29 protein-coding genes, 1 tRNA gene and 1 pseudogene are annotated in these 22,545 nt (G+C 69.2%); 15 read left to right on the top strand and 16 right to left on the bottom strand.

The window, feature by feature from the left end; all coding sequences use genetic code 11:
* The 6 genes from paaA to ACRDPN_RS03390 form a co-directional block, all read left to right on the top strand.
* The coding region (gene paaA, locus ACRDPN_RS03415; protein WP_431445924.1) for a 1,2-phenylacetyl-CoA epoxidase subunit PaaA at positions 1-834 on the top strand (834 nt) is incomplete at its 5' end.
* On the top strand, positions 831-1,112 hold the full coding sequence (gene paaB / locus ACRDPN_RS03410; protein WP_431445922.1) for a 1,2-phenylacetyl-CoA epoxidase subunit PaaB: 282 nt from the start codon (positions 831-833) through the stop codon (positions 1,110-1,112). The genes paaA and paaB, both read left to right, overlap by 4 nt.
* 1 nt (position 1,113) lies before the next feature.
* Positions 1,114-1,977 carry a 1,2-phenylacetyl-CoA epoxidase subunit PaaC gene (gene paaC, locus ACRDPN_RS03405; RefSeq protein WP_431445921.1) on the top strand — a complete coding sequence of 288 codons (864 nt, stop codon included), beginning with the start codon at positions 1,114-1,116 and terminating at the stop codon, positions 1,975-1,977.
* Positions 1,977-2,453, top strand: coding sequence for a 1,2-phenylacetyl-CoA epoxidase subunit PaaD (paaD, locus tag ACRDPN_RS03400; RefSeq protein ID WP_431445920.1), 477 nt, complete (start codon positions 1,977-1,979; stop codon positions 2,451-2,453). Before paaC ends, paaD begins: the two co-directional genes overlap by 1 nt.
* Entirely contained in the window at positions 2,453-3,517 is a 1,065-nt protein-coding gene (paaE, locus tag ACRDPN_RS03395) for a 1,2-phenylacetyl-CoA epoxidase subunit PaaE (RefSeq protein WP_431445919.1), read from the top strand. Before paaD ends, paaE begins: the two co-directional genes overlap by 1 nt.
* Positions 3,518-3,573: 56 nt before the next feature.
* A complete protein-coding gene (locus tag ACRDPN_RS03390; protein WP_431445917.1) occupies positions 3,574-4,032 on the top strand; it encodes a hypothetical protein in 459 nt (152 codons plus the stop codon).
* Here ACRDPN_RS03390 and ACRDPN_RS03385 read toward each other — a convergent pair whose 3' ends face one another.
* From ACRDPN_RS03385 to ACRDPN_RS03375, 3 genes are read right to left on the bottom strand one after another with little or no spacing between them, the layout of a single operon-like run.
* A complete protein-coding gene (locus tag ACRDPN_RS03385; RefSeq protein ID WP_431445916.1) occupies positions 4,033-5,382 on the bottom strand; it encodes a histidine-type phosphatase in 1,350 nt (449 codons plus the stop codon).
* Positions 5,383-5,414: 32 nt separating this feature from the next.
* On the bottom strand, positions 5,415-5,777 hold the full coding sequence (locus ACRDPN_RS03380) for a DoxX family protein (protein ID WP_431445915.1): 363 nt from the start codon (positions 5,775-5,777) through the stop codon (positions 5,415-5,417).
* 25 nt (positions 5,778-5,802) lie between these two features.
* The gene (locus ACRDPN_RS03375; protein WP_431445914.1) at positions 5,803-6,036 is read right to left on the bottom strand and encodes an RNA-binding S4 domain-containing protein; all 234 of its coding nucleotides are present in this window, start codon (positions 6,034-6,036) and stop codon (positions 5,803-5,805) included.
* A gap of 67 nt (positions 6,037-6,103) precedes the next feature.
* Here ACRDPN_RS03375 and ACRDPN_RS03370 point away from each other — a divergent pair, with 67 nt between their 5' ends.
* From ACRDPN_RS03370 to ACRDPN_RS03355, 4 genes are read left to right on the top strand one after another with little or no spacing between them, the layout of a single operon-like run.
* On the top strand, positions 6,104-6,811 hold the full coding sequence (locus ACRDPN_RS03370) for a lysoplasmalogenase (RefSeq protein WP_431445912.1): 708 nt from the start codon (positions 6,104-6,106) through the stop codon (positions 6,809-6,811).
* A 34-nt stretch (positions 6,812-6,845) separates the two neighbouring features.
* Positions 6,846-7,622: a lysophospholipid acyltransferase family protein gene (locus ACRDPN_RS03365; protein ID WP_431445911.1), complete on the top strand. Its 777-nt coding sequence runs from the start codon at positions 6,846-6,848 to the stop codon at positions 7,620-7,622.
* 12 nt (positions 7,623-7,634) lie between these two features.
* A complete protein-coding gene (locus ACRDPN_RS03360) occupies positions 7,635-8,474 on the top strand; it encodes an alpha/beta fold hydrolase (RefSeq protein WP_431445910.1) in 840 nt (279 codons plus the stop codon).
* Positions 8,475-8,500: 26 nt separating this feature from the next.
* Positions 8,501-8,800, top strand: coding sequence for a DUF1330 domain-containing protein (locus ACRDPN_RS03355; RefSeq protein ID WP_431445909.1), 300 nt, complete (start codon positions 8,501-8,503; stop codon positions 8,798-8,800).
* A 3-nt stretch (positions 8,801-8,803) separates the two neighbouring features.
* On the opposite strand, the gene ACRDPN_RS03350 is transcribed toward ACRDPN_RS03355, so the two are convergent.
* Positions 8,804-9,544: an exonuclease domain-containing protein gene (locus ACRDPN_RS03350; protein WP_431445908.1), complete on the bottom strand. Its 741-nt coding sequence runs from the start codon at positions 9,542-9,544 to the stop codon at positions 8,804-8,806.
* A 98-nt stretch (positions 9,545-9,642) separates the two neighbouring features.
* Here ACRDPN_RS03350 and ACRDPN_RS03345 point away from each other — a divergent pair, with 98 nt between their 5' ends.
* The gene (locus tag ACRDPN_RS03345) at positions 9,643-10,506 is read left to right on the top strand and encodes an SDR family oxidoreductase (RefSeq protein ID WP_431445907.1); all 864 of its coding nucleotides are present in this window, start codon (positions 9,643-9,645) and stop codon (positions 10,504-10,506) included.
* Here ACRDPN_RS03345 and ACRDPN_RS03340 read toward each other — a convergent pair.
* The 4 genes from ACRDPN_RS03340 to ACRDPN_RS03325 form a co-directional block, all read right to left on the bottom strand.
* Positions 10,484-11,365, bottom strand: a complete 882-nt coding sequence (locus tag ACRDPN_RS03340; RefSeq protein ID WP_431445906.1) for a sucrase ferredoxin — start codon at positions 11,363-11,365, stop codon at positions 10,484-10,486. The genes ACRDPN_RS03345 and ACRDPN_RS03340 overlap by 23 nt on opposite strands.
* Before the next feature lie 12 nt (positions 11,366-11,377).
* Positions 11,378-12,613 carry a cupin domain-containing protein gene (locus tag ACRDPN_RS03335; protein WP_431445904.1) on the bottom strand — a complete coding sequence of 412 codons (1,236 nt, stop codon included), beginning with the start codon at positions 12,611-12,613 and terminating at the stop codon, positions 11,378-11,380.
* On the bottom strand, positions 12,610-12,858 hold the full coding sequence (locus ACRDPN_RS03330) for a hypothetical protein (protein WP_431445903.1): 249 nt from the start codon (positions 12,856-12,858) through the stop codon (positions 12,610-12,612). Before ACRDPN_RS03330 ends, ACRDPN_RS03335 begins: the two co-directional genes overlap by 4 nt.
* A 78-nt stretch (positions 12,859-12,936) precedes the next feature.
* Positions 12,937-13,680, bottom strand: coding sequence for a hypothetical protein (locus ACRDPN_RS03325; RefSeq protein WP_431445902.1), 744 nt, complete (start codon positions 13,678-13,680; stop codon positions 12,937-12,939).
* Positions 13,681-13,732: 52 nt separating this feature from the next.
* Here ACRDPN_RS03325 and ACRDPN_RS03320 point away from each other — a divergent pair, with 52 nt between their 5' ends.
* Together ACRDPN_RS03320 and ACRDPN_RS03315 are read left to right on the top strand one after the other, a co-directional pair.
* A complete protein-coding gene (locus tag ACRDPN_RS03320; protein WP_431445900.1) occupies positions 13,733-14,518 on the top strand; it encodes an exodeoxyribonuclease III in 786 nt (261 codons plus the stop codon).
* Between the two features lie 16 nt (positions 14,519-14,534).
* On the top strand, positions 14,535-15,788 hold the full coding sequence (locus ACRDPN_RS03315) for a saccharopine dehydrogenase family protein (RefSeq protein WP_431445899.1): 1,254 nt from the start codon (positions 14,535-14,537) through the stop codon (positions 15,786-15,788).
* A gap of 4 nt (positions 15,789-15,792) precedes the next feature.
* Here ACRDPN_RS03315 and ACRDPN_RS03310 read toward each other — a convergent pair whose 3' ends face one another.
* Positions 15,793-16,251, bottom strand: coding sequence for a DUF4333 domain-containing protein (locus ACRDPN_RS03310; protein ID WP_431445898.1), 459 nt, complete (start codon positions 16,249-16,251; stop codon positions 15,793-15,795).
* Between the two features lie 82 nt (positions 16,252-16,333).
* Between ACRDPN_RS03310 and ACRDPN_RS03305 the strand changes: the two genes are divergently transcribed.
* Positions 16,334-16,711 carry a VOC family protein gene (locus ACRDPN_RS03305; protein ID WP_431445897.1) on the top strand — a complete coding sequence of 126 codons (378 nt, stop codon included), beginning with the start codon at positions 16,334-16,336 and terminating at the stop codon, positions 16,709-16,711.
* A gap of 3 nt (positions 16,712-16,714) precedes the next feature.
* Here the strand turns inward: ACRDPN_RS03305 and ACRDPN_RS03300 are convergent, their stop codons facing one another.
* From ACRDPN_RS03300 to ACRDPN_RS03275, 6 genes are all read right to left on the bottom strand, one after another.
* Positions 16,715-18,007, bottom strand: coding sequence for a class I SAM-dependent methyltransferase (locus tag ACRDPN_RS03300; protein ID WP_431445895.1), 1,293 nt, complete (start codon positions 18,005-18,007; stop codon positions 16,715-16,717).
* The gene (locus ACRDPN_RS03295; protein WP_431445894.1) at positions 18,004-19,362 is read right to left on the bottom strand and encodes an FAD-binding oxidoreductase; all 1,359 of its coding nucleotides are present in this window, start codon (positions 19,360-19,362) and stop codon (positions 18,004-18,006) included. The genes ACRDPN_RS03300 and ACRDPN_RS03295 overlap by 4 nt, the downstream gene beginning before the upstream one ends.
* Before the next feature lie 49 nt (positions 19,363-19,411).
* A complete protein-coding gene (gene aroQ, locus ACRDPN_RS03290) occupies positions 19,412-19,834 on the bottom strand; it encodes a type II 3-dehydroquinate dehydratase (protein WP_431445893.1) in 423 nt (140 codons plus the stop codon).
* A gap of 168 nt (positions 19,835-20,002) precedes the next feature.
* Positions 20,003-20,656: a pirin family protein gene (locus ACRDPN_RS03285; protein ID WP_431445892.1), complete on the bottom strand. Its 654-nt coding sequence runs from the start codon at positions 20,654-20,656 to the stop codon at positions 20,003-20,005.
* A complete protein-coding gene (locus ACRDPN_RS03280) occupies positions 20,656-21,471 on the bottom strand; it encodes an alpha/beta fold hydrolase (RefSeq protein WP_431445891.1) in 816 nt (271 codons plus the stop codon). Before ACRDPN_RS03280 ends, ACRDPN_RS03285 begins: the two co-directional genes overlap by 1 nt.
* Complete coding sequence (locus tag ACRDPN_RS03275; protein ID WP_431445890.1) at positions 21,471-21,821, bottom strand: metallopeptidase family protein; 351 nt, start codon at positions 21,819-21,821, stop codon at positions 21,471-21,473. The genes ACRDPN_RS03280 and ACRDPN_RS03275 overlap by 1 nt, the downstream gene beginning before the upstream one ends.
* A gap of 59 nt (positions 21,822-21,880) precedes the next feature.
* Here ACRDPN_RS03275 and ACRDPN_RS03270 point away from each other — a divergent pair.
* Positions 21,881-21,953 (top strand) — tRNA-Glu (locus ACRDPN_RS03270).
* A gap of 191 nt (positions 21,954-22,144) precedes the next feature.
* Here ACRDPN_RS03270 and ACRDPN_RS03265 read toward each other — a convergent pair.
* Positions 22,145-22,543 (bottom strand): annotated as a pseudogene (locus ACRDPN_RS03265) (site-specific integrase); the annotation flags it as partial.
* Between the last annotated feature and the right edge of the window lie 2 nt (positions 22,544-22,545).

Below are 22,545 nucleotides of genomic sequence, written 5' to 3'. Positions count from 1 at the left end.
CTCGTGCGCCAGATCGCGCAGCACGGGCACTCGGAGATCATCGGCATGCAGCCCGAGGGCGCTTGGCTGACGAGCGCACCGTCGCTGCGCCGCAAGGCCGTCCTGATGGCGAAGGTCCAGGACGAGGCCGGCCACGGGCTCTACCTCTACTCCGCCACCGAGACGCTCGGTGCCGACCGCGCCGACCTCACCGACGCGCTCATCACGTCACGGCAGAAGTACTCCTCGATCTTCAACTACCCGACCCCCAGCTACGCCGACGTCGGCACCATCGGCTGGCTCGTCGACGGCGCCGCCATCTGCAACCAGGTGCCGCTGTGCCGCAGCTCGTACGGGCCGTACGCGCGGGCGATGATCCGCATCTGCAAGGAGGAGTCGTTCCACCAGCGGCAGGGTTACGAGCTGCTGATGACGATGATGAACGGCACCGATGATCAGCGCGCCATGGTGCAGGAATCGGTCAACCGGTGGTGGTGGCCGTCGCTGATGATGTTCGGGCCGCCCGACGACCAGTCCCCCAACACCGAGCAGTCGATGGCCTGGGGCATCAAGCGGCACACCAACGACGAGCTGCGTCAGCGCTTCGTCGACATGACCGTTCCGCAGGCGGATGCGCTCGGCGTCACGCTGCCAGACCCCGAGCTCGCCTGGAACGACGAGCGCGGGTCGTACGACTTCGGGCCGCCCGACTGGGACGAGCTCAAGCGGGTGATCTCCGGCGACGGCCCGTGCAACGCCGAGCGCATCGCCTGCCGCAAGGCCGCTCACGAGGAGGGCGCGTGGGTCCGCGAGGCCGCCACCGCGTACGCAAACCGGCAGGAGGATGTGGCATGACCGACTGGCCCCTCTACGAGGTGTTCGTGCGCGGCAAGCGCGGCCTCAACCACGTGCACGTCGGCTCGATCCACGCCGCCGACGACGAGATGGCGTTGCACCACGCCCGCGACGTCTACACCCGCCGGAACGAGGGCGTGAGCATCTGGGTCGTCAAGTCGTCCGACATCACCGCCTCGAGCCCCGACGAGAAGGATCCGTTCTTCGCGCCGAGCGGCGACAAAGTCTACCGCCACCCCACCTTCTACGACGTGCCCGAGCACGTCCCCCACATGTGACATGACCGAACACGACAACGCCTACACGAGCCTCGTCGAGGCCGACGACGACGCGCGCTGGGCGTTCGGCACCAGCTTCGACGACCCGCTGGCCGGCGTCGACACCACGGTGCCCGACGGCGTCGACTCGAGTGCGCTCGCCGCGTACTGCCTGATGCTCGCCGACGACGCGCTCGTGCTCGCCCAGCGCCTCGCGGAGTGGACGACGCACGCGCCAGAGCTCGAGGAGGAGGTCGCGCTCGCCAACATCGGCCTCGACCTGCTCGGTCAGGCGCGGCTGCTGCTCGCGCGCGCCGCCGCCGCGGACCCGTCGGTCGTACCGGGACTCCCGGACGGATCGCCCGTGCCGCCCGATGACCGGCTCGCGTACTTCCGCGACGCCGACGCATTCCGCAACGTGCACCTCGTGGAGCAGCCGAACGGTGACTTCACGGCCACGATGGGGCGTCTTCTCGTCTTCTCCGCGTGGCGCCTCGCCCTTCTCGAGCATCTGCGCACGCACGCCGACCCGGTGCTCGCCGCCGTGGCCGAGAAGGCCGTCAAGGAGGTGCGCTACCACCGCGAGCACGCGGCGCGCTGGTGCGTCACGCTCGCGCAGGGCACCGACCTCTCACGGGAGCGGATGATCGCCGGCTTCGACACGATCTGGCCGGATGTCCCAGAGCTCGAAGGCACGGATCCCGGCGACGCCTTCGAGGAGGCGATGCGAGTCGTCGACCAGGTTCTCGACCTGGCCGGCCTGCAGCGTCCCTCCGTCACACCGGGCGCAGGGAGCGGACGCGATGGCATCCACACCGAGCCGTTCGATGAGCTGCTGACCGAGATGCAGGGTCTCGCCCGCGAGCACCCGATGGGGCGATGGTGATGACGGATCCACGCGCCGTCGTCGCGCAGGTCGTCGACCCGGAGCTGCCGATGCTGACGCTCGAAGACCTCGGAGTGCTGCGTGACGTCACTGTCGACGACGACACGGTCGTCGTCACCCTCACCCCCACCTACAGCGGCTGCCCGGCGCTTGCGACGATGCGAGCCGACGTGCTGGTCGCGCTCCGACGCGCCGGGTACGACCATGCGGAGGTGCGCACGACGCTCACGCCGGCGTGGTCGTCCGACTGGATCAGCACCAAAGGACGCACCGCGCTCGCCGAACACGGCATCGCGCCGCCTCGTGCGAACGATGGGCCGACCGACCTGTTGCTCATGCCGTCACGTCCACCGGCCTGTCCCCTGTGCGCGTCCACCGACACCCGTGAGGTCTCGCACTTCGGCACCACCGCCTGCCGGTCGCTCCACACGTGCCGCGCGTGCGGCGAGACGTTCGACCACATGAAGGAGATCTGATGGCGGTGCGTGGTGACTTCCACCCACTCCGGGTGGCGCGCGTCGACCGGCTCTGTGACGACGCGGCCGCCGTCACGTTCGACGTCCCCGACGACCTCACCGAGGAGTTCCGGTTCCGTGCCGGGCAGTCGCTCACGCTGCGCCGCCGCATCGACGACCACGAGGAGCGACGCCAGTACTCGATCTGCGCGCCGGTCGGGGCGGCGCCACGCGTCGGCGTGCGGGTCGTGCCGGACGGGCTGTTCTCGGAATGGCTGGTGGAGCAGGTCCGCGCGGGCGACGAGATCGAGGTGCAGACGCCGTCCGGCACCTTCGGACCAGATCCGGACCTGGGTGGCCACCACGTGCTCATCGCTGCCGGATCCGGCATCACCCCGGTCCTGTCGATCGCGTCGTCGCTGCTCGCCAACCCGGAGGCGGAGGTGACGCTGCTCTACGGCAACCGACGCGCGAACACCGTCATGTTCACCGATGAGGTGGCGGACCTGAAGGACCGGTTCCCGGCGCGCTTCGAGGTCATCCACGTGCTCTCCCGTGAACCTCGTGACGTGGAGCTGTTCAGCGGTCGCCTCGATGCCGACCGGCTGCGCCGGATCCTCACCGCGCTCGTCCCGGTGGCCGCCGTCGACGGCTACTGGCTGTGCGGACCGTTCGAGATGATCGAGTCCGCTCGGGACGTGCTGCGCGAACTCGGTGTTCCTGCGGAGCGGGTGCATCGTGAGCTGTTCTTCGTCGACGACATCCCGCCGCCCCCGGTCGAGCACGCCGAGGCCGGTCTCGAGGGACCGTCCAGCCGGGTCACGATGACGCTCGACGGTCGGACCACGGCGCTCACCCTGCCGCGCGACCGTCCCGTCCTCGACGCCGCCCAGGAGATCCGCGCCGACCTCCCCTACGCCTGCAAGGGCGGGGTGTGCGGCACCTGCCGGGCCAAGGTCGTCAGCGGCGAGGTGCACATGCGCCGCAACTACGCACTGGAGGACGACGAGCTGGCCGACGGCTACGTGCTCACCTGCCAGAGCCTGCCGGTCTCCGACGAGCTCAGCCTCGACTACGACGCCTGAGCGCCGGAGTAGTCTGCGAAGGCCGAGTGGGGAACGGCCTAAGAAGGGCGTCCCGCATGAGCGACTCGACCAGCAGCACCGACCACAGCGGCCACGTCGATCAGGCCTTACGCCTGCGGTGGCCAGTGGCGATCGCCATCGTCCTGTTCACGATCTCCTACCCCGCCAACGACTTCTACGGCGCGGAGAGCGACACCGACATCGGTCTCGGCCTGTTCCTGGGCTACGTGGCGATCGCAGTTGCCACCGCCATCACTGTCTTCTCCGTGGTGATGCCATGGGCCATCCACCGTCAGCGGGTCGGGGCCGTTGCACTGACGCTCTCGGTCGTCGGGTTCCTGCTCGCTCCCGGTTTCTGGACCGGCGTACCACCCGCCGTGGCCGCCGGTGGTGCTCTGCTCGGATGGGCGGGTGTCGATGCGGCGAGGGGTCGCCGGTTGTCACAGGCCGCGCTCGTGATCGGAGTACTCGCGGTGATCGCGAACGTCTACTCCTACGCCATCGTGTTCGTCTAGTCAGCCGGTCGCGCCGAGGCAGCTCCTGAGCTCGTCGAGCTCGTAGAAGTTCTTCGTCCCTTCGTACGGCTGGCAGTCGCGCCCGATCGTGGTCGGGACCTCGTTGTAGCGGACCGAGACGATGTTCGTGTCGTTCTTCTGCCACACGGTCCACCCGATGTTGGCCGACAGCGGAGCGACGGTGGAGACGCGGAAGTCGTTGTTCTCGAGCGTGAACGCCTCGCCCGGCTTGCCCTGCTCATCCGATCCCGGCAGCTCGAGCATCGCGGCGAACGGCGTGATCTCCTCGGCGTGCGCGAACCGGTAGACCGCGGCATGCGGGTGCGAACCCCGGCCCTCGAGGCGATCGTCGATCACCTCGAAGAAGTCGTCCAGCAGGATCTGGGCGGCCTGATAGGTGCTGTCGTCGCCTTCGACGCCCGGTCCGCGCCGGTAGAAGAAGCGTGCGTCCTCGACGTAGGCGTAGGCGGCGGCCGCATCCTTGGGCATGAGTCGCGTCGTGTCGACGTTGACGTCACGGCTCATCGACGGTCCGGCCCGGTAGACGTCGAACACGGCGTTGCCGTAGTAGAGCGGTTCATCGATGCCGGCGACGAAGCTCGGCGTGAAAAGGTGCTCGAGCGCGTCGACCGCCGCTGCGTCGATCTTCGAGAGCCGGCGCACTTTGTAGTAGTCGGGCTTCCACGCGTCACCGTCCAGGAAGTCCTCGTACTCGTCGTTCTCGTTGTCGAACTTCAACAGGTTCTCGTTCTCCTCCGGAGGCTCGATCGCGAGCTCGGGATGGACCGAGCCGAGGCCCTTGCCGAACATCCTGGCGCTGTCCTCGGCCCGCGACTTGCCGGAGTGAACCATCTCGACCTTCGCGCCCTCGCCGGGCGCGTCCTCGAACAGGGTGGCCAGTCGTTTCCCCTCACGCTTGCCGATGCCCCGCATCTCCTCCGCGCCGAGGGTGTTGAGCTCGCCGAACCCGACCTCCTTCATCGCGGTGTACAGCGCGCGGGCATCCGGTCCGAACCGTCGCCCCGTCTCGGTCAGCGCGTCCGCCTGCTCTGCTTCCTCCCACAACGCGATGACGTCCTCGAGGGGCTCGCCGCCGGTGAGCGATCGCGCTCCGTGTCGGGCGACGAACTGGGCGAAGACCGGCTCGAACCCGCTCGGCGCATCGACGTCTGACGGCGTCGGCACCGGGTACGGCGTGAGCGTCGAGACGTTGGCCGGCTGGTCGCTCTGGGCCACCGGCGTCGAACCCCCGGGCGCGGCGACGTCATCCCGCGGGTCGGACGAGTCGGACTGGCAGGCAGCAAGCACGATCATCGCTGCGACGACGATGAGGAGCCGGGAGCGATGCATGCGCACATCCTGCCGGATGCACCTTGTCGTCGTCAGAGGTTTTTGGCGAATGCGCCCACCGTCACGATCGTCAGTGCGAGCGTACTCACGTCGATCGCGAGCCCAGCCGCTTCGGAGCGGTCATGACGACGCGCCGCCGCCAACCGCGTGACGACGGCACCCAGGAGAAGAACGGCGAGCCCGACCGCGGCGGCCATCCCGAGCGGGTGGTAGGCCAGACCGATGGCGACACCGGCGGCGCCGAGCCACTCGAAGACCCCGATCATCCGCCACCGGCCCGGCGGAACGTCCAGAGAGTCACGGATCGCGAGCGAAGCCGGAACGTTGAACAGCTTGACCCCGCCCGTGACGAGGAACGTGACAGTCACGATGATCGCCAGAACGGTGAGGACCATCCGATCACGGTATCGGCTGGGCGCCTCAGGTGACCCTGAACTTCTCCGCTCCCCTCGGTCCCCTGACCTCGACCACGGTGCCGCGTTCGAGCTGACGACCGCGACGCGTCTCGACGCGACCGTCGACGAGCACCTCGCCGTCGGTCACCAGTGCTCCGGCCTCGGCGCCCGAACCGGCGACACCCACGAACTTCAGGAACTGCCCCAGGCGGATGCCGCCGTCGCGGACCGGCACCTCGACGATCTCGGGTGTGCTCACGGAACCACCGTTGCACATCCTGCCGAAGCATCGACTCACGAAACTGCGAGACAGTAGCGTGACCGCCATGACGGCCGTGAAGAGCCCGTGGATCATCGGTTTCGCCGTGGTGGCCGTGGTGCATCTCGTGCTCAACGCCGTCGACGCTTCGCCGTGGGACAGCATCACCAAGTGCCTTCTCGCACCGCTGCTCGCGGCTTGGGTCGTGCAGCTGAACGGCCCATGGCTCCTCGTCGCCGCCCTCGTCTTCTGTTTCGGTGGCGACCTGTTCCTCGAGATCGAGGCGCTCTTCGTCGTCGGCATGGCCTCGTTCGCGGCGGCACACGTCTGCTTCATCACGATCTTCGTGCAACGCGGGGCGCTCCCCCGGTTGCGCGCGAACCCGTGGGCCGCGATCGTCTACCTCGCGGCGGCCGTCGCCATGGTGGTCTGGGCCTGGGACGGGCTCGCGGGCGACGTACGTCCGTTCGTCCCGGTCTACGCGCTACTGCTGGTCGGCACCGCCTCGACGTCGCTCGCCCTCGACGGACGAGCCGGGCTCGGCGGCCTGTTGTTCCTCGTGTCCGACGGATTCATCGCCCTCGGTGAGGCCGGCCGGTTCGACAAGGATGCGACCTGGCACGGCCTGGTCATCATGGGGCTCTACATCCTGGCAATCTTCTTCCTGTCCGCCGGCATCTTGAACCGCGAGATCCGCACGAAACGGCTGGCCGCCGACGGCTTCGACCCCACCGTCCGCACCGATTGCTGGCCCCGACTCCCCGAGCGGGCCTGACCATCTCCGGCCGCCCTGGCAACGAATCATCCACATGAGCAGCGACCCACGCCGGCCCTCCGATCGGACGTATCGCCATGTCGAACGGCTCATCGCCGGAGTCTTCCGCCTGCTCGGACTGCGGATCACGGTTCATGGGTCCCAGCACCTGCCCGCGTCAGGCCCGGCAGTGATTGCGTGCAACCACACCGGCTTCCTCGACTTCACCTTCGTCGGCTACGCCGCCCGGGAGCGCGGACGGATCGTGCGGTTCATGAGCAAGTTCTCGACGTTCGAGAACCCGCTCTCGGGACGGTTGATGAGGGCGATGCGACACATACCGGTCGACCGGTGGTCGGGTGCAATCGCCTACCGGCAAGCGCGGCGTCTGCTCGACGAGGGCGAGATCGTCGGTGTCTTCCCGGAGGCCACGATCAGCCGGTCGTGGCTGGTCAAGAGACTGAAGCCGGGTGCCGCGGGCATGGCCATCACCCGCTCCGCGCCGCTCGTCCCGGCGATCGTGTGGGGATCCCACCGCATCCTGACCGTCGACGGGCGCCGAAGCCTGCGACGGGGGAAGGCGATCACGATTCTCCTCGGTGAGCCCCTCCACCCCGCGGACGGCGAGACGATCCCCGCTCTCACCGAGCGGCTGCACGCGGCAATGACGGCGTTGCTCGGCCAGGCCCTCGACAGCTACCCGGACGCCCCCCGCTCCGACGCCGACCGCTGGTGGCTCCCGCACGATCGCGGCGGCACGGCGCCCGAGCCGGCGCTCGCCGCCGCCCTCGACCGAGCCGCACTCGAACGCATCAACCAGCCGTTCGACTGAGAGGATGACGGCATGACGTTCGACCATCTCGAGCCGGTCACTGTCGGCGACCTGACCTTCGACGTCCGGACGCTCGGGCCCGACGACGGTGAGCCGGTGATGCTGCTGCACGGCTTTCCGGAGACGTCGCTGAGCTGGTCGGCAGTCGCACCGATCCTCGCCGAGGCCGGCTTCCGCGTGTTCGCACCGGACCAACGCGGCTACTCCCCAGATGCGCGCCCGACGTCGATCAGCGACTACGCGATGGAGAACCTCGTCGCCGACGTCCTCGGCCTCGCGGACGCCCTCGGACTCGGGACCTTCCACCTCGTCGGCCACGACTGGGGCGCGGCAGTCGGCTGGGTCGTCGCCGCCCACCACGGCGACCGCCTGCGCACCTTCACCGCCGTGTCGGTGCCCCACCTGGCTGCCTACAACACAGCCCTGCGCGGCGACTCCGACCAGCAGGAGCGGGCGTCGTACATCAGGCTGATGCGTCAGGAGGGCAAGACCGAGGAGGTCCTGTCCGCCGACGACGGACGACGCCTCGGCGCCATGTACGACGGAAAGATCCCGGCCACCCACGTCGACGCGTACCTCGACTTCTTTCGGGAGCCGGCCGCACTCACCGGCGCGCTCGCGTGGTACCGGGCCATGACGGCCGCCCTCGCCGACCTGCCCTCGGTATCGGTGCCGACGACGTTCGTGTGGAGCGACGGCGACTGGGCCATCGGCCGAGCGTCGGCCGAGGCCTGCGAACAGCACGTCACCGGCCCGTTCACGTTCGTCGAGCTGACGGACGTGAGCCACTGGATCCCCGAGGAGGCCCCGGCCGTGCTTGCCGACGCCACCCTCGACCGCCTCCGTGGCTGACGCCGGGCGTACGTGATGATGGGTCGATGACCAAGGCCTACTGGATCAACACGTTCACCGCCGTGCACGACGACGACAAGCTCAAGAGCTACATCCGGCTCGCCGGTCCGGCGATGCAGGATGCCGGCGGACGCTTCCTGTCCCGCGGCGACGTGGTGCACACCTTCGAGGGCGGCACCTACGGGCGCACCACGCTGATCGAGTTCTCCAGCGCGGACGCTGCGGTCGCCGCGTACTCGAGCCCCGGCTACCAGGCTGCACTTGAGGCGCTCGACGGCGGCGCCGACCGGGAGATCCGCATCATTGAGGCCCTCCCGGACGTGTAACACTCAGCCGGCGAGGGGCCAGCCGGCGGGGTCGTCGAGCGGGCGTCCCTTCTGCTGGGCACGGGCGTTCCAGTCGTGAGCCCGGTGCGCGAACCAAGTGCGCTGGCTGGCCATGAGCTCGAGGAGGGTGGCCGTGCCGACGTGCGCGTGCCGGGCCCCCAGCTCGACGGCGACGTCGCGCGCCGCGCGGGCGTCACAGGTGGCGTCGTGCGCGTGCGCGACAGGGATCCCGTAGTACGCCGCCACGTCGACCAGTCGGCGTTGACCGAGCGCGCCACGCGCAATGCCCCAGTCGACGACGAAGGGGTCGACGACGAGCAGACGCGACCAGTCGGGCTGGGTGAGCCCCAGGCGCGCGGCCTCGGCCCGGAGCATCGTGAGGTCGTAGGCGGCGTTGAAGACGACGAGCCCCACCTGCCGGGAGACGAGCGACTGCACCCAGTCGACGACCACGGCCAGCCCCTCGGCCGACGGCGGCGCGTCGGCCAGCATGGCTTCGGTGATGCCGTGGACCTCGGCCGATGCCGACGGAATCGGGACGCCCGGATCGACCAGCCCGGTGATCTCGAAGCCCGGCTCATCGAGCAGTGCGAAGCTGAGCACGCGGTCGCGATGCGGGTCGATGCCGGTGGTCTCGAAGTCGAGTGACGCCAACGGCAGGCGGTGCCAACCGTCGTGGTCGCCACGGCCGGGCGGCCTGGGCGAGCAGACGGCGCACCAGCCGTGGAACCCATGTGCTGTCACGCGCTGACCTCCTGGGATCAACGCTAGGGCTGGGTCCGGACAGCGGCGGCGAGCGACACAACAAAGCGGTACATTTGCACCGGTTTAGGAAAGGTTTCATGACAAAGCTGAGCGACACGACGACCGTCATCACCGGGGCGGGTAGCGGGATCGGCCGCGCCACCGCGGTGCTCGCCGCCGAGCGAGGTTCACGTCTGGTGCTCACCGACGTGTCCGCCGAGAGCCTCGCCGAGACGGTCCGGCACGTCACGGCGGCGGGTGGCACCGTGGCCCACCACGAGGCGCTCGACGTGCGCGACGTCGACGCCGTCAATGCCTTCGCGGCCCGAACCCACGAGGTGGCCGGTCCGGTGGACCTGGTGATGAACATCGCCGGCATCTCAACGTGGGGACGCATCCAGGACCTCACCACCGAGCACTGGCGCCGCACCGTCGACATCGACCTGATGGGCCCGATCCACATCCTCGCGGCGTTCGTACCGGCCATGATCGAAGCCGGCCGGGGCGGCCACGTCGTCAACGTCTCGTCGGCAGCCGGGCTGTTCGGGCTGCCGATCCACGCGCCGTACAGCGCCGCGAAGTTCGGGCTGCGGGGTGTCAGCGAGGTGTTGCGCTTCGACCTCGCTCCGCACGGCATCGGCATGACGCTGGTCTGTCCGGGCGCAGTCGCCACTCCGCTCGTCGGCAGCGTCGACATCGTCGGCATCGACCGGGACGATCCAGCCGTCCAACGTGCCATCGAGTCGTTCAGCCGTCATGCCGTGACCTCCGAGAAGGCCGCCGGCGCGATCATCCGAGGCGTCGAGAAGGACCGCTACCTGGTCTACACGTCGTCGGACATCCGGCTGCTGCACTTGGCCCAGCGGTATGTGCCGTTCGTCTACACCTTCGTGATGCGTCTGCTCAACCGGCGGGCCAGGGCCTTCCTGAAGGCGAACATCAGACGGCCCGTAGGCCGGTGACCTCGAACGTCCGGGCCGACGAGGGCTTGACTGCTCGGCACGTGAGCATGGCCGGCGCGGACTGACGGGCCTCGACCTCGACCACCACCCGTTCGGGCAACCGGCCGGTGCACCGCAGCTCGACCCGCCACCGCCCACGATCGGTGGTCTCGACGTTCGCCGAGGTGACGTCACGCGCGCCTCCGGGCCCGAACCGCTCGTGGACGGCCACCGCCGCCGCCTGCGCGACCGGCGCAAACAGGCTCGATCCGCGCAAACGCGACGGCGTCACGGTGCCGTCCAGGTGGCGATCGATGATGTCGCCCGCGTCATCGTCATCGAGACCGCCGTAGTAGGTACCGTCCGGCAGCACGACGACCGTCGGGGCAAACCGGTCGCCGCCGACGTGGCTGCACTCCCACACCCGATCACCGTGGCGCTCGGCGAGGGCCGCGGCGACGGGGCGACCGCGGACCGCGCAGCACGTGTCGTGACGCCCGTGCGTGCACACGAGGAGCACCGGCTCGTCGGACCAGCTGGTGGTCGGCTCGGAGAGGGCGTCGTGGGCGTCGAGCAGGTCGGAGTCGTCACCCCACGTTCCCCACCGGATGCGTCCACCGATGACGTCGGCCACCGCCCACGCGCGTTCCGGCGTGGCTGTCGCCCGACCGTGGCGGCGGATCAGCAACGTGCGACTGCCGGCGGTGTTCGTTGCGGCTACGAGCAGGTCGTGGATGTCCTGGCGGATGGCCCGCAGGGCGTCGAACGGCCACGGGCCGGGGTGCTCGATGAGGAGGAAACGCCGAACGTTCAGGGCGGTGCCATGCATCGGGTCGCCGCGCTCGCGGGCGGTGTCCGCGCACTGCGGAGCGGGGGGCATGCGAACAGCGTCTCAGGTGGTGACGACGACACCGGCATGCAGCAGCCGCAGCGCCAGGTCGAGGCCGAGGGCATCGGCGGTGACCGGTTCGCCGTCGAGAAGGCGTCCGAGCGCCGCCTCGTCGGCCAGGCCGAGGTCGAACTCGCCGGCCCGGGTCGTGAGCAGAACGCCGTCGTCGTGCGACTCCAGCCGCGGTTGGAGGTTATGTCGAAGCTCAAGAACGGTGTCAGGAGTGAGCGACTGGGCCGCGCGCAGCTGGGCCAGCGGGCCGACGGGGGCAGGCCGACCGGATGCCGCCGACTTCGTGGCGAGCACGGCCGCGATGTCCTCGGCCGACATCGCGCCGAGCGACTCGATGAGCCGGGCCCGGACGAGCTCGACGTCAGGGCTGATGTCCTGCGCGTCGTCGACATGGACCCCGAGTGGCAACGACGCGCGGACGTCGATGTCGTCGGCCACCTCGAGCAGGGTGCGGTCGAGCATGGTGCGGGCAACGGCGTGACGGGTCCAGGTGTGAACGCCGATGGTGAGGTGGGTACTCACGTCGCCGAGCGCCGTGGCGGCGTGGAGGTACCCACGTGGCAGGTAGAGGCAGTCGCCGGGAGTGAGCACCGCGTCGATCAGCGGTGCCGCCTCGGCGGCCGCAGCGACCGCCTCGCCTCGATCGGTCCAGGGCTGGTCGCGCAAGGGCGACGGATGAACAGGTCCGTGGATGGACCAGCGCTTCTCGCCCGAGATCTGCAGCACGAAGACGTCGTGCACGTCGTAGTGGTCGGCGAAGCCGCGCGACGCCGGCGGCGTGATGTAGGCGTTGACCTGCACCGCATGACCGAGCTCCGCGGACAGCTGCTGCGAGAAGTCGAGCAGTGGCGACCAGGTGCGATGCAGCGCCTGGAGCACGATCGTTGCTCCATCGGCGAGCAGCGCGGTGAGGCGGGAGTCGTCCGCCTGGTCGGCTACACCGGCGCCGACCCCCCCGCCGCCGGTGTAGTCGCGCGCGGCGAGCGTGGTGCCGTCCTTCGCCACCCGGATGAACGGCGTGCGCAACCCGCGGCGCGAGACGAGCTCGTCGACCGCCGCCTCGTCGAACAGGTCCCCGAAACCGCCGGCGAGATCTTCCGAGGGAGTGAGAAGTGCCGAGCGGCCCCAGACGTCACGCGCGAACGCGTCCGGGTCGGCGACCAACCGGCGCAACGCCGGATGCCCGGTCGTGTGACCGGGCACCCTGGCGTCGGTCGCTGACGTCACCTCGTCGGATCGTCCTCGGCGACGTCGGCGGGGTCGTCGATGAGGCCGTCTCCGCCTTCGTCGGCACCGCCGTCGGCCCCGCCGTCATCGGCGCCACCGTCCGCTCCGCCGTCCTGCACGCCCGGCGTGCCTTCGGCGCCACCGTCAGCAGGTCCCTCGGCGCCGCCATCGGCACCGCCGTCGTGAAGGCCCGGGGTGCCTTCGGCACCGCCGTCCGCAGGTCCTTCAGGTGTGGTTTCCGTCATGGTTGCTCCTCACTCGTCATCGAACGGCACCGGAGCGCGCCGCCCCTAACAGATAGCACCACGGTGGCAGGTCGCAACTCAACGCTCGTCGCCATGCTCGCCCTCACGTTCGGCGTGCTCCCGTTCACGATCAGCACGCTCGCGTTCGCTCAGCTGACCCTGCAGTTCCTTGACCTGACGACGCCGACTGGAGAGGCGCATACCTGCGGCGACCAGCACGAACGCGACCACGGCAGCGCCGATGGCGCCGAAGGTGGTCGCGGCCCGGAAACCGGGAGCATAGACGTCCAGCGTGCGCTCGCCCGCGTGCGCGGCGTTGCTGTTGGAGATGACGACGGACAGGGTGAGCAGGTTTGGCACGGCCAGGATCACCGCGAGTCCGAGGAGGATGAAGCGCCAGGTCCAGCTGAAGAAGCGCCGACGCATCTGCGCCAGCACCAGCAGCGGGATGAGCGTGAAGACGAACCCGTAGAACAAGCCCCAAAGCGTGCCTGCAGCAAGGCTGCGGTCGGTCTGATCGGCCACCCGTTGCGACCACCACCGCGGGAAGAATGCGGCCGAGACGGCGTAGACGACGTAGGCGAGCGCGATGAGCACAAGCAGCAGCACCGCGCGGTTGACCCACGTGCCGGCCTTGACGCTCTCGCGGTCGTAGCGGCGCTCGTGGGGCGGACGGTCCCCATGATCGGCACCGTGCTCGTGGTCGGCGTCGCCGTGACCTTCTTCGGGCCCATGGCGGTGGTCCGGTGGCCCGTGGCGTTCCTCGACGGTGTCGTGCTCGTGGTGGGGCTTGCCGTGGCGGTCGGCCTCGTCCTCGCTCATGCCGCCATCATGCCCCGAGAGACGGGTGATCGCGCTGCTATAGCGTCGCAGCGTGCGCATCGCGACCTGGAACATCAACTCCGTCCGCAGCCGCATCGACCGGCTCACCGACTGGCTGAAGCGGACCGACATCGATGTCGTCGCGCTGCAGGAGACCAAGTGCCGCGACGACCAGTTTCCGGCGCTCGAGCTCAGCGCGATGGGCTACGAGGTCGCCCATTTCGGCCTCAACCAGTGGAACGGCGTGGCCGTCCTCTCCCGGGTCGGTCTCGACGACATCGCCACGTCGTTCGCCGACGACCAGCCGAGGTTCGGCGAGCCCGAGGCCCTCGAGGCCCGATCGATCGGTGCCACGTGCGGCGGCGTGCGCGTCTGGAGCCTCTACGTTCCCAACGGGCGTGAGCTCGGCCATCCGCACTACGACTACAAGCTGCGCTGGCTCGAGAGTCTGCGCGCCGCCGCCTCGGGCTGGCTCGCCGCCGACCCGGACGCCCAGGTCGCGCTCACCGGCGACTGGAACATCGCTCCCGAGGACGACGATGTCTGGGACATGGCGTTCTTCGCGAACAGCACGCACGTCTCCGAACCGGAGCGGGCCGCGTTCCGTGCCGTCGTCGACGCCGGGTTCGCCGACGTCGTCCGTCCGCACACACCGGGACCCGGGGTGTACACGTACTGGGACTACAAACAGCTCAGCTTCCCCAAGAAGCGGGGCATGCGCATCGACTTCGTGCTCGCCTCGCCGGCACTGGCCCAACGCGTCCGCTCGGCGTGGATCGAGCGCGAGGAGGGCAAGAGTCCCAGCGACCATGCGCCCGTGATCGTCGAACTTGCGTGAGGGATAGGCTCCGAGAATGACTGACAACTCCCGAGAATTCGACGTCGTCGTCTTCGGTGCCACCGGTTTCGTCGGCGTCCTGACCGCCAAGTACCTGGCCGAGCACGCACCCGCCGGCACCCGCATCGCGCTGGCCGGCCGCAACGAGGCCAAGCTCGAGCAGACCCGCACGTCGCTGCCGCCGGCTGCCCACGACTGGCCCATCATCGTCGCGGACGCCGACTCGCCGGCGGCCCTCGACGCGATGGCGGCGCGCACCCGCGTCGTCTGCACGACCGTCGGGCCCTACCTGAAGTACGGCGAGGCGCTGCTCGCCGCCGTGGTCAACGCAGGCACCGACTACGTCGACCTCACGGGAGAGGTGCCGTTCGTCCGCTACTCCATCGACAAGCTCGGCGAGCAGGCTGCGTCCACTGGTGCCCGCATCGTGCACGCCTGTGGCTTCGACTCGATTCCGTCCGACGTTGGCGTCCACCTGCTGCACCAGAAGGTCACCGAAGACGGCGAGGGCGAGCTCACCGATACCACCCTCGTCGCGAGGATGAAGGGCGGGCTCTCGGGAGGAACGTTCGACTCGATGCGGGTCGTCGCCGATCTAGCCAAGCAGCCCGAGGAACGGCGTGTCCTCACCAACCCGCACGCCCTGTCGTCCGGGCCCGGCGAGGTGAAGCGGGTCGAGCGTGGGTCCGAACCGACCGACATGGCCATGGGCAGCGCCGCGAAGGTGGACCCGTCGCTCAAGGGTGCCTTGGCGCCGTTCATCATGGCCAGCTACAACACTCGCATCGTGCGCCGCACGAACTACCTGCTCGACGGCGTCTACGGCGAACGGTTCCGGTACGGCGAGGCGATGGCAGCGGGACGCAATCCGGTGCTCTCGCGACTGACGGCCGGCGCGATCGCGGCCGGGATGGGAGGTCTCTTCGGCGGGTTGAGCTTCAGGCCGACGCGTGCCGTCCTGGATCGTCTTCTGCCGGAGCCCGGCGAGGGTCCGAGCGAAAAGACCCGCGAGAACGGCTTCTTCGAGATGCGCACCTACACGACCACCACGACCGGCAGGCGCTACATGGCCAAGGTCGCGGCGCAGGGCGACCCCGGCTACAAGGCCACCGCCATGATGCTGGGCGAGAGCGCACTGACGTTGGCGCTCGACCGCGAGAAGCTCCCCGACCGTCGCGGCATCCTCACTCCGGTGGCCGCCATGGGCGACGCCCTGGTCGACCGCCTCCGCGCGGCCGGCATGACGCTCGAGGTCAAACGGCTCGACTGACCAGTTAGCGGGATTCCCAACGGAAGTTGCCCGTGTCGTCGGTCTTCACGGTCACCTCGATGTTCGCTCCGTTGGCGAACCTGATGACGCAGTCGGTCTTGCCGCCGACCTTGATCGGGTCATCGCAGTCGACGGTACTGACCTTCTCAGCCTCTCCGCGGTTGTCGGCGAGAATGTCCTGTTCGACCTGTCCGCTCGCCGGTCGCGTGACGCCCCAACGTGCGGCACCGTCGCCGCGGACCTTGACCGTCACCTCGCCCGCCGAGCCGTCGGCGAGCTCGAAGGAGCAGGTGAACGTCGTGCCCGCCTCGGCCTCCGGGTCCTTCGGACAATCGACCTTCTCGACCGCCACCGTGCCGGGTGCGTTCTCGCCGATCGTGGCCCGGATGTCCTTCGAGAGCTTCGCCGTGTCGACGACCGTGGTGGTGCCGCCACACCCGGGGAGAACGGCGACGAGCGCCACAGCGACGCCGACCGCCGCGGGTGTGGTTCGTCTGGCCCTAAAGGCAGGCAAAGTCCGGCTCGGACGTGATGTCATGGACCGCATGAGCGTCAAGCTGAATCACCACATCGTCCGCTGCACCGACAAGCACGCCTCGGCGCGATTCCTGACCGAGATCCTCGGGCTGCCCGAGCCGACCACCTATGGGCCGTTCGTGGTCGTGCAGGTCGACAACGAGGTCTCGCTCGACTACGCCGACGACCAGGGGCGACCGCACTGGCAGCACTACGCCTTCATGGTCTCAGAAACCGAGTTCGACGAGATCCAGGCACGGATCGTCGAGCGCGGGCTCACCTACTGGGCGGACCCGTTCCACACCAAGGAGAACCAGATCAACACCAACGACGGCGGTCGCGGGCTCTACTGGAACGACCCCGACGGCCACATCCTCGAGATCATCACCGTGCCGTACGGCGGCTGAGCCTCAGGAACCCCAGGTCGGCCGAAGCGGGAAGTGGGCGTCGCCGTCCGGGCCGACCTTGACGGCCAGCACATGGTGCAGACCGAGCTCGTTGCGCTCGAACGCCAGCCGCGAGCCGGCCATGTAGACGCCCCACACCTTGGCCGTGCCGAGGCTGACCTCCTCGAGGCACTCCTCCCAGTGCTCCTCGAGGTTCTCGCTCCAGCCCTTGAGGGTCAGCGCGTAGTGCTCGCGGAGATCCTCGACGTGGCGCACCTCAAGCCCGTTGTCGTGCGCGGCCGAGACGATGCGTCCGATCGGGGCGAGCTCGCCGTCGGGGAACACGAACCGGTCGATGAAGGCGCCCGTCTTCGGCGACATCGACCCGTCGCGTCGCGTGATGCAGTGGTTGAGCAGCCGGCCGCCCACCTTGAGCTTCCCAGCCAGGAAGGTGAAGTACGACGCGTAGTTGCGCACGCCGATGTGCTCGGTGAGGCCGATGGAGCTGACCGCGTCGAACCCGGTCTCGGTGACGTCGCGGTAGTCGCCGAACCGCACCTCGGCCAGGTGGTCGAGCCCCTGCCGCTTGATTTCTTCCTGCGCCCAGGCGGCCTGCTGCTCCGAGAGCGTGACACCGATGACCTTGACCCCGTAGTGCGCCGCGGCGTGGCGCACCATTCCGCCCCAGCCGCAGCCAACGTCGAGCAGGCGATCGCCGGCCTTGAGGCCGAGCTTGCGCGCCACGAGATCGTACTTCTCGAACTGTGCCTCCTCCAACGTGGCGTCCTCACGCGGGAAGACGGCACACGTGTACGTCATCGACGGCCCGAGCACGTACTCGTAGAACCGGTTCGAGACGTCGTAGTGGTGGTGGATGGCCTCGGCGTCCCGCGCCTTTGAGTGGCGCAGGCCATCGAGAGCCCGACGCCACCGGGGCAGGTGCTCCTCCGGCGGTGGCTGCGGGGGCATGAGTTTGCCGACGCCCAGGCTGCGAACGATCTGCACGACCTCCGACGGCGTCGGCATCTTGAGGCTGAGACGGTTCTGCACGTGAGCCAGGACGTCGTACGGATTGCCCATGCAGACGCCGTCGACCTCGAGGTCGCCGGCCACGACCGCACGGCCGAACCCGAGGTCGCCCGGCGCCGTCATGACGTAGGCGAGGCCGCGCTCGTTGAGAAGGCGGAAGGTGTACTGCGCGCTCTCGGGGCCGGCGACACTGCCGTCGTAGGCCTCGAAACGGAACGGCATGCCGTCCTTCATGAGTCGTTCCAGCGCCTGGGCGATCGTCAGGCGGACACCGGTGTCGATGGTCATGAGTTCCTCACCGCTTTCTCGTACAGGGTGCTGAGCCGGCCGTCCGGGTCGTACCGGTCGCGTACGGCGGTCAGCACCTCGCCGCCGTACATCTGCTGAAACGTCTCTTCGTCGTAGAACGCCTCAGAGTAGAGCGACTTGTGGCCGCCGAGGGCGTGAACCTGCTCTTCGATGCTGCGGTTGACCATGCCGGGCGGGGACCCTGCCGGCACCTCGACCTGTCCCCAGAACCCGACGTTCACGTACGTCTCACCCGGACGCAGTGGATAGGTCGGCCACGGACGCGTGGTGCGCAGCGGGCACAGCCACACCGGCCGCATCCCGACCTCGGCGTCGAACCAGGCCAGGAAGTCGGGCAGCGCCTCGACCGGGACCTCGACGTCCTGGATGACCTTCTCGACCGCGGGGACGCCCTTGACGCGGTTGAGCACGCCGCCGAGGCCGATCTTCGCGTCGAGGCCGAGCAAGCGGTGGTAGACGTCGCTGCGGCGGAAGCGGCGCGGCCAGAACCGGCGGACCCAGCGGTTCTGTGCACCGAACGCGCCCGAGCACCAGAACCAGTCGGTGTCCCAGCGCCACAAGTAGTCGTACATGGTGAGGACGTCGGTCTCGCGCTGCTGGATGGACCGGAAGTAGATCTGTTGGCCGGCGTAGTCGCTGGTGTCGTCGGCGTCATCGGTGAACCTGGCCAGTGTCAGGTAGATCTCGCCAGGGCTGTACGACGTGCCGTCGACGGCGTCGACGCGCTCCCCTTCCCACGCGGCCGCCTCCACGACGTCCGTGATGGCCTTCGCTGCCGACGTGGCGTCGTCGAAGCGCACGTGCCGGAGCGTCACGAATCCCGGGACCCGCAAGAGCTTGATCCGCAGGCGTGTGGCGTAGCCGAGGCTGCCGTAGGAGTTGGGGAAGGCGTCGAAGAGGTCGGAGTGCTCGCCGTCGGGAGTGGCCATGACGATCTCGCCGCCGCCGGTGAGCACGTCCATCTCCGTGACGGACTCGTGCGGAAGGCCGCTGTGGAACGACGTGGACTCGATGCCGAGGCCGGTGACCGCGCCGCCGAGCGTGATCGAGCGAAGCTGTGGAACGACCTGCGGGATGTACCCCAGCGGCAACAGCTCGTCGACGAGCGTCTCGTAGGTGCACATGCCCTGGACGTCGGCGGTGGACGTCGTCTCGTCGACCGCGATCACGCCGTCGAGCCCGCTGACGTCGAGGCCCGGCGCGTCCGTGGTGCTGCGGGGACGGAAGAGGTTGGAGGTGCGCTTCGCGAGGCGCACCGGCTCACCGGGCGCGATCGCCGCGTACGACGCCGTGAGCGCTCGGACAGCCTTCTCGTGCGACACCCAACCCTTCACGCGGCCAACCCTATGGCCTGCCACGGACCATCCGGAAGAGCGAAAGGAACTACTCAGCGAGGTAGCGCAGGGCGGCGGCGTAGCCCTCGAGGCCCATGCCGACGACGACGGCGGCGGCGATGTCGCTGAGGTAGGACGTGCGGCGGAACGGCTCGCGGGCGTGCACGTTGCTCAGGTGCACCTCGACGAGCGGTCCGGCCAGCTGGCTGGCGGCGTCGCGCACCGCCACCGAGGTGTGGGTCCAGGCGCCGGCGTTGAGGATGACCGGCGAGCCGCCGTCGGCGGCCGCGTGCAGCCAGGTGATCATCTCGGCCTCGTCGTCGGTCTGGCGGACCTCGACGTCGAGCCCGACCTCCTTGGCGACCTCCTCGCAGCGCGCGACGAGGTCGTCGTACGTGGCGGTGCCGTAGACGTCGGGCTCGCGTACGCCTAGACGGCCCAGGTTGGGGCCGTTGAGGACGAGGACGGTCATCAGGGCATGCCTTTCAATCCGCGCGGGAAGCGAGCGCGGCATCCGCGTCCGATCCGGCAAGGCCGACGAGGGAGGCGCACTGGGGAATGGGACGACCGACGAGAACGCAGCCGGTCGGGATGCGGGGTCGTGCTCGCGTCGCGCGGATGGGAAGACATATCCTCTAGGTCACCTCAGCTGCCAGATCAATGCTTCCGCGGGGGCGGACGCACTCAGATCGTACGCAACTCCGTCGCTGGTCCGGGCCTGGTCGCCGGTCTTGAGCGACTCCCCGGAGACCTCGATCGAGCCGCGGGTGACGTGCACCAGGCTTCGGCCGGCAGCGGGCACGGTGACGGCCTGGCCGGCGTCGAGGTGCAGGACGAACAGCTCGGCCGGTGCGTGAACGGGCACCGTCGACGTCAGGACCCCGGGCTGGAGATCGAGGTCGACACTCGCGTACTCGGGCTCGTCGAGGTGCTCCGACGCCAGCATCATCTGCACGAATCGCAGCGACGCGGTGCGCGAGGCGTTGCGCTCGGCGTGCTGGACGCCCGTGCCCGCGCTCAGCCGCTGGGCCGTGCCGGGCTCGATGAGCCCGCGGTGGCCGGTGGTGTCCTCGTGGTCAAGTGCGCCGTCGAGGACCCATGTGACGATCTCTACGTCGGCGTGGTGGTGCGCGTCGTAGCCGGCGCCCGGTGCCACGAGCTCCTCGTTGATCGCGATGATCGGCCCGAACGCGATGTTGTCCGGGTCGTAGTGCGCCCCGTAGCTGAACGAGTGATGCGTCGTGACCTCGTCGGTCCGGGTGACGAACCGTTCCGCGGAGCGCTGGATGTCCATCACTCCCCCTTCAGCCGATCCACGAAGCCCAGCACCACCGGGTGGGCCGGATGGATGAGGTGACCGCCGGGAACCAGCGCCGTCTCGGCGTTCGGAAGGGCTTCGGCCAGCCGGTCGTTCACGCGTCGAAGGACGTCGGGTGAGTCCTCGGAGGAGACGAGTAGGGTCGGCCGTTCCATGGCCGCGAGCTCGTCATCGGAGAGGTCGAGCGGCTCGGCGCTGAGGTCGAGTCCGGTGCCACGCATCTCGGCGAGCACCGCCGGGCCAGCCTCGGCGAACAACGTTCTGAGGTCGTCCGGGAACGACTCCCAGGTCTCGTCGCCGAGCGCGGTGCGCATGACCGACTCCGAGGCCCGCGCGGGATCACGGGACGCGGACGCCAGGACCGCAGCGCGAAGCCGTTCGGCCCAGGCCTTCGCGGCAGGATCGACGGTGAACAACGCCGGCTCCAGGAGGACCAGCGCACTCACGGCGTCGGGGTGACGGCGGGCGAGCTCGAGGGCAACCACTCCGCCGGTGCTGCGGCCGATGACCACCGCCGGCGTCGCCGACAGCTGTTCGAGGAGAGCCAGCGCGTCGGTGACGTTCTCATCGAGGTCGCTGCGGTCGAACGGGTCGGGTCGCTCACTGCGGCCGAAGCCCCGGCGGTCGTAGATGATGCATCGTCCGTGGTGGGCCAGCTCCTTCGCGGCGTCCACCCACAGCAGCACCGAGCTCGGGGTGCCGTGGATGCCCAGCAGTGAGGGTGGTCCGTCGCCGTGCACCTCGGTGTACAGCGAGATCCCGTCGAGGTCGACGATGCGGGACACGTCCATCAGGCGTAGCCGAGCTCGTGCAGGCGGTCGTCGTCGATGCCGAAGTGGTGGGCGATCTCGTGGACGACCGTGATGCCGACCTCGTGCACGACGTCGGCCTCGGTATCGCAGATGGCCAGCGTCGGGTTGCGGAACACGACGATGCGGTCGGGCAGCTGACCACCGTAGGAGGAGTCACGCTCGGTGAGGGCGACACCGTCGTAGACGCCGAGCAGGTCCGGGTCGTCGGCCGGCGCGTCGTCCTCGATGAACAGGGCGACGTTGTCGAGCAGCGCGGCCAGCTCCGGTGGCACCGCGCGGAACGCGTCCTCGACCAACTCGGCGAACCGGTCGTCACTCACCTCCACCATGGGCCCATCCTGCCCGACCCCCGGTACGCGCCCACCCTCTATGCTGGACGCGCTCCAAGGCCCCCATCGTCTAGCGGCCTAGGACGCCGCCCTTTCACGGCGGTAGCACGGGTTCGAATCCCGTTGGGGGTGCTACTAACGAAAATTTCCTGACCTGCGGAGATGCCTGCAACCTGGTTGCTCACCTCCTCGCCCTGCCCAGCCTCGGGCAACACTCGGGCAACAGGAGGATCAGCGGGGACAACCGCGAAAGCCGCTTGACGCTCTGCATCCCGGGCCGCATGCATGGCGTCAGCGACCTCGTCGAGACGGTTCTCGAAGAGGTGCCCGTAGGTGTCGAGGGTCATCGTGGCCGACCCGTGGCCGAGCATCTGCTGCACGACCTTGACGTCCGCGCCGGAGTCGATCGCGAGGGATGCGGCGGTGTGCCGGAGCTCGTGTGGGTAGAGGTCGGGCATGCCGCTCGCCTGGGCCGCTGGTCTGAACACCTTGCGGAAGGCCGAAACGCGCAGCGGTTTGCCGCTGCGGATGCCGGCGAAGACGAGGTCGTCAGGCTCTCGGTTCGCCAGGTGCCGGGCCAGGTCGTCGACGAGGAAGCGCGGGATCGGCACCTCACGGCGCTGGTGCGTCTTGGTGGTGCCCCACACCATCCCCTTCCCTTGCACCGGGGTGACCGACTCGGCGATGACGGCACGACGCCTTTGGAGATCGACTCGGCGCACCC

It is taken from the genome of Aeromicrobium sp., from assembly GCF_050700635.1.
Classification (GTDB): Bacteria; Actinomycetota; Actinomycetes; order Propionibacteriales; family Nocardioidaceae; genus Aeromicrobium.
The sequence above is the reverse complement of the archived record's forward strand: the minus strand, read 5'-3'. Positions and strand labels throughout refer to the sequence as shown.

Coding starts and splice junctions, on each gene's coding strand:
- paaB (WP_431445922.1), top strand. CDS start 831: ATGACCGACTGGCCCCTCTACGAGGTGTTCGTGCGCGGCAAGCGCGGC.
- paaC (WP_431445921.1), top strand. CDS start 1,114: ATGACCGAACACGACAACGCCTACACGAGCCTCGTCGAGGCCGACGAC.
- paaD (WP_431445920.1), top strand. CDS start 1,977: ATGACGGATCCACGCGCCGTCGTCGCGCAGGTCGTCGACCCGGAGCTG.
- paaE (WP_431445919.1), top strand. CDS start 2,453: ATGGCGGTGCGTGGTGACTTCCACCCACTCCGGGTGGCGCGCGTCGAC.
- ACRDPN_RS03390 (WP_431445917.1), top strand. CDS start 3,574: ATGAGCGACTCGACCAGCAGCACCGACCACAGCGGCCACGTCGATCAG.
- ACRDPN_RS03385 (WP_431445916.1), bottom strand. CDS start 5,382: ATGCATCGCTCCCGGCTCCTCATCGTCGTCGCAGCGATGATCGTGCTT.
- ACRDPN_RS03380 (WP_431445915.1), bottom strand. CDS start 5,777: ATGGTCCTCACCGTTCTGGCGATCATCGTGACTGTCACGTTCCTCGTC.
- ACRDPN_RS03370 (WP_431445912.1), top strand. CDS start 6,104: ATGACGGCCGTGAAGAGCCCGTGGATCATCGGTTTCGCCGTGGTGGCC.
- ACRDPN_RS03365 (WP_431445911.1), top strand. CDS start 6,846: ATGAGCAGCGACCCACGCCGGCCCTCCGATCGGACGTATCGCCATGTC.
- ACRDPN_RS03360 (WP_431445910.1), top strand. CDS start 7,635: ATGACGTTCGACCATCTCGAGCCGGTCACTGTCGGCGACCTGACCTTC.
- ACRDPN_RS03355 (WP_431445909.1), top strand. CDS start 8,501: ATGACCAAGGCCTACTGGATCAACACGTTCACCGCCGTGCACGACGAC.
- ACRDPN_RS03345 (WP_431445907.1), top strand. CDS start 9,643: ATGACAAAGCTGAGCGACACGACGACCGTCATCACCGGGGCGGGTAGC.
- ACRDPN_RS03340 (WP_431445906.1), bottom strand. CDS start 11,365: ATGCCCCCCGCTCCGCAGTGCGCGGACACCGCCCGCGAGCGCGGCGAC.
- ACRDPN_RS03330 (WP_431445903.1), bottom strand. CDS start 12,858: ATGACGGAAACCACACCTGAAGGACCTGCGGACGGCGGTGCCGAAGGC.
- ACRDPN_RS03325 (WP_431445902.1), bottom strand. CDS start 13,680: ATGAGCGAGGACGAGGCCGACCGCCACGGCAAGCCCCACCACGAGCAC.
- ACRDPN_RS03315 (WP_431445899.1), top strand. CDS start 14,535: ATGACTGACAACTCCCGAGAATTCGACGTCGTCGTCTTCGGTGCCACC.
- ACRDPN_RS03305 (WP_431445897.1), top strand. CDS start 16,334: ATGAGCGTCAAGCTGAATCACCACATCGTCCGCTGCACCGACAAGCAC.
- ACRDPN_RS03300 (WP_431445895.1), bottom strand. CDS start 18,007: ATGACCATCGACACCGGTGTCCGCCTGACGATCGCCCAGGCGCTGGAA.
- aroQ (WP_431445893.1), bottom strand. CDS start 19,834: ATGACCGTCCTCGTCCTCAACGGCCCCAACCTGGGCCGTCTAGGCGTA.
- ACRDPN_RS03285 (WP_431445892.1), bottom strand. CDS start 20,656: ATGGACATCCAGCGCTCCGCGGAACGGTTCGTCACCCGGACCGACGAG.
- ACRDPN_RS03280 (WP_431445891.1), bottom strand. CDS start 21,471: ATGGACGTGTCCCGCATCGTCGACCTCGACGGGATCTCGCTGTACACC.
- ACRDPN_RS03275 (WP_431445890.1), bottom strand. CDS start 21,821: ATGGTGGAGGTGAGTGACGACCGGTTCGCCGAGTTGGTCGAGGACGCG.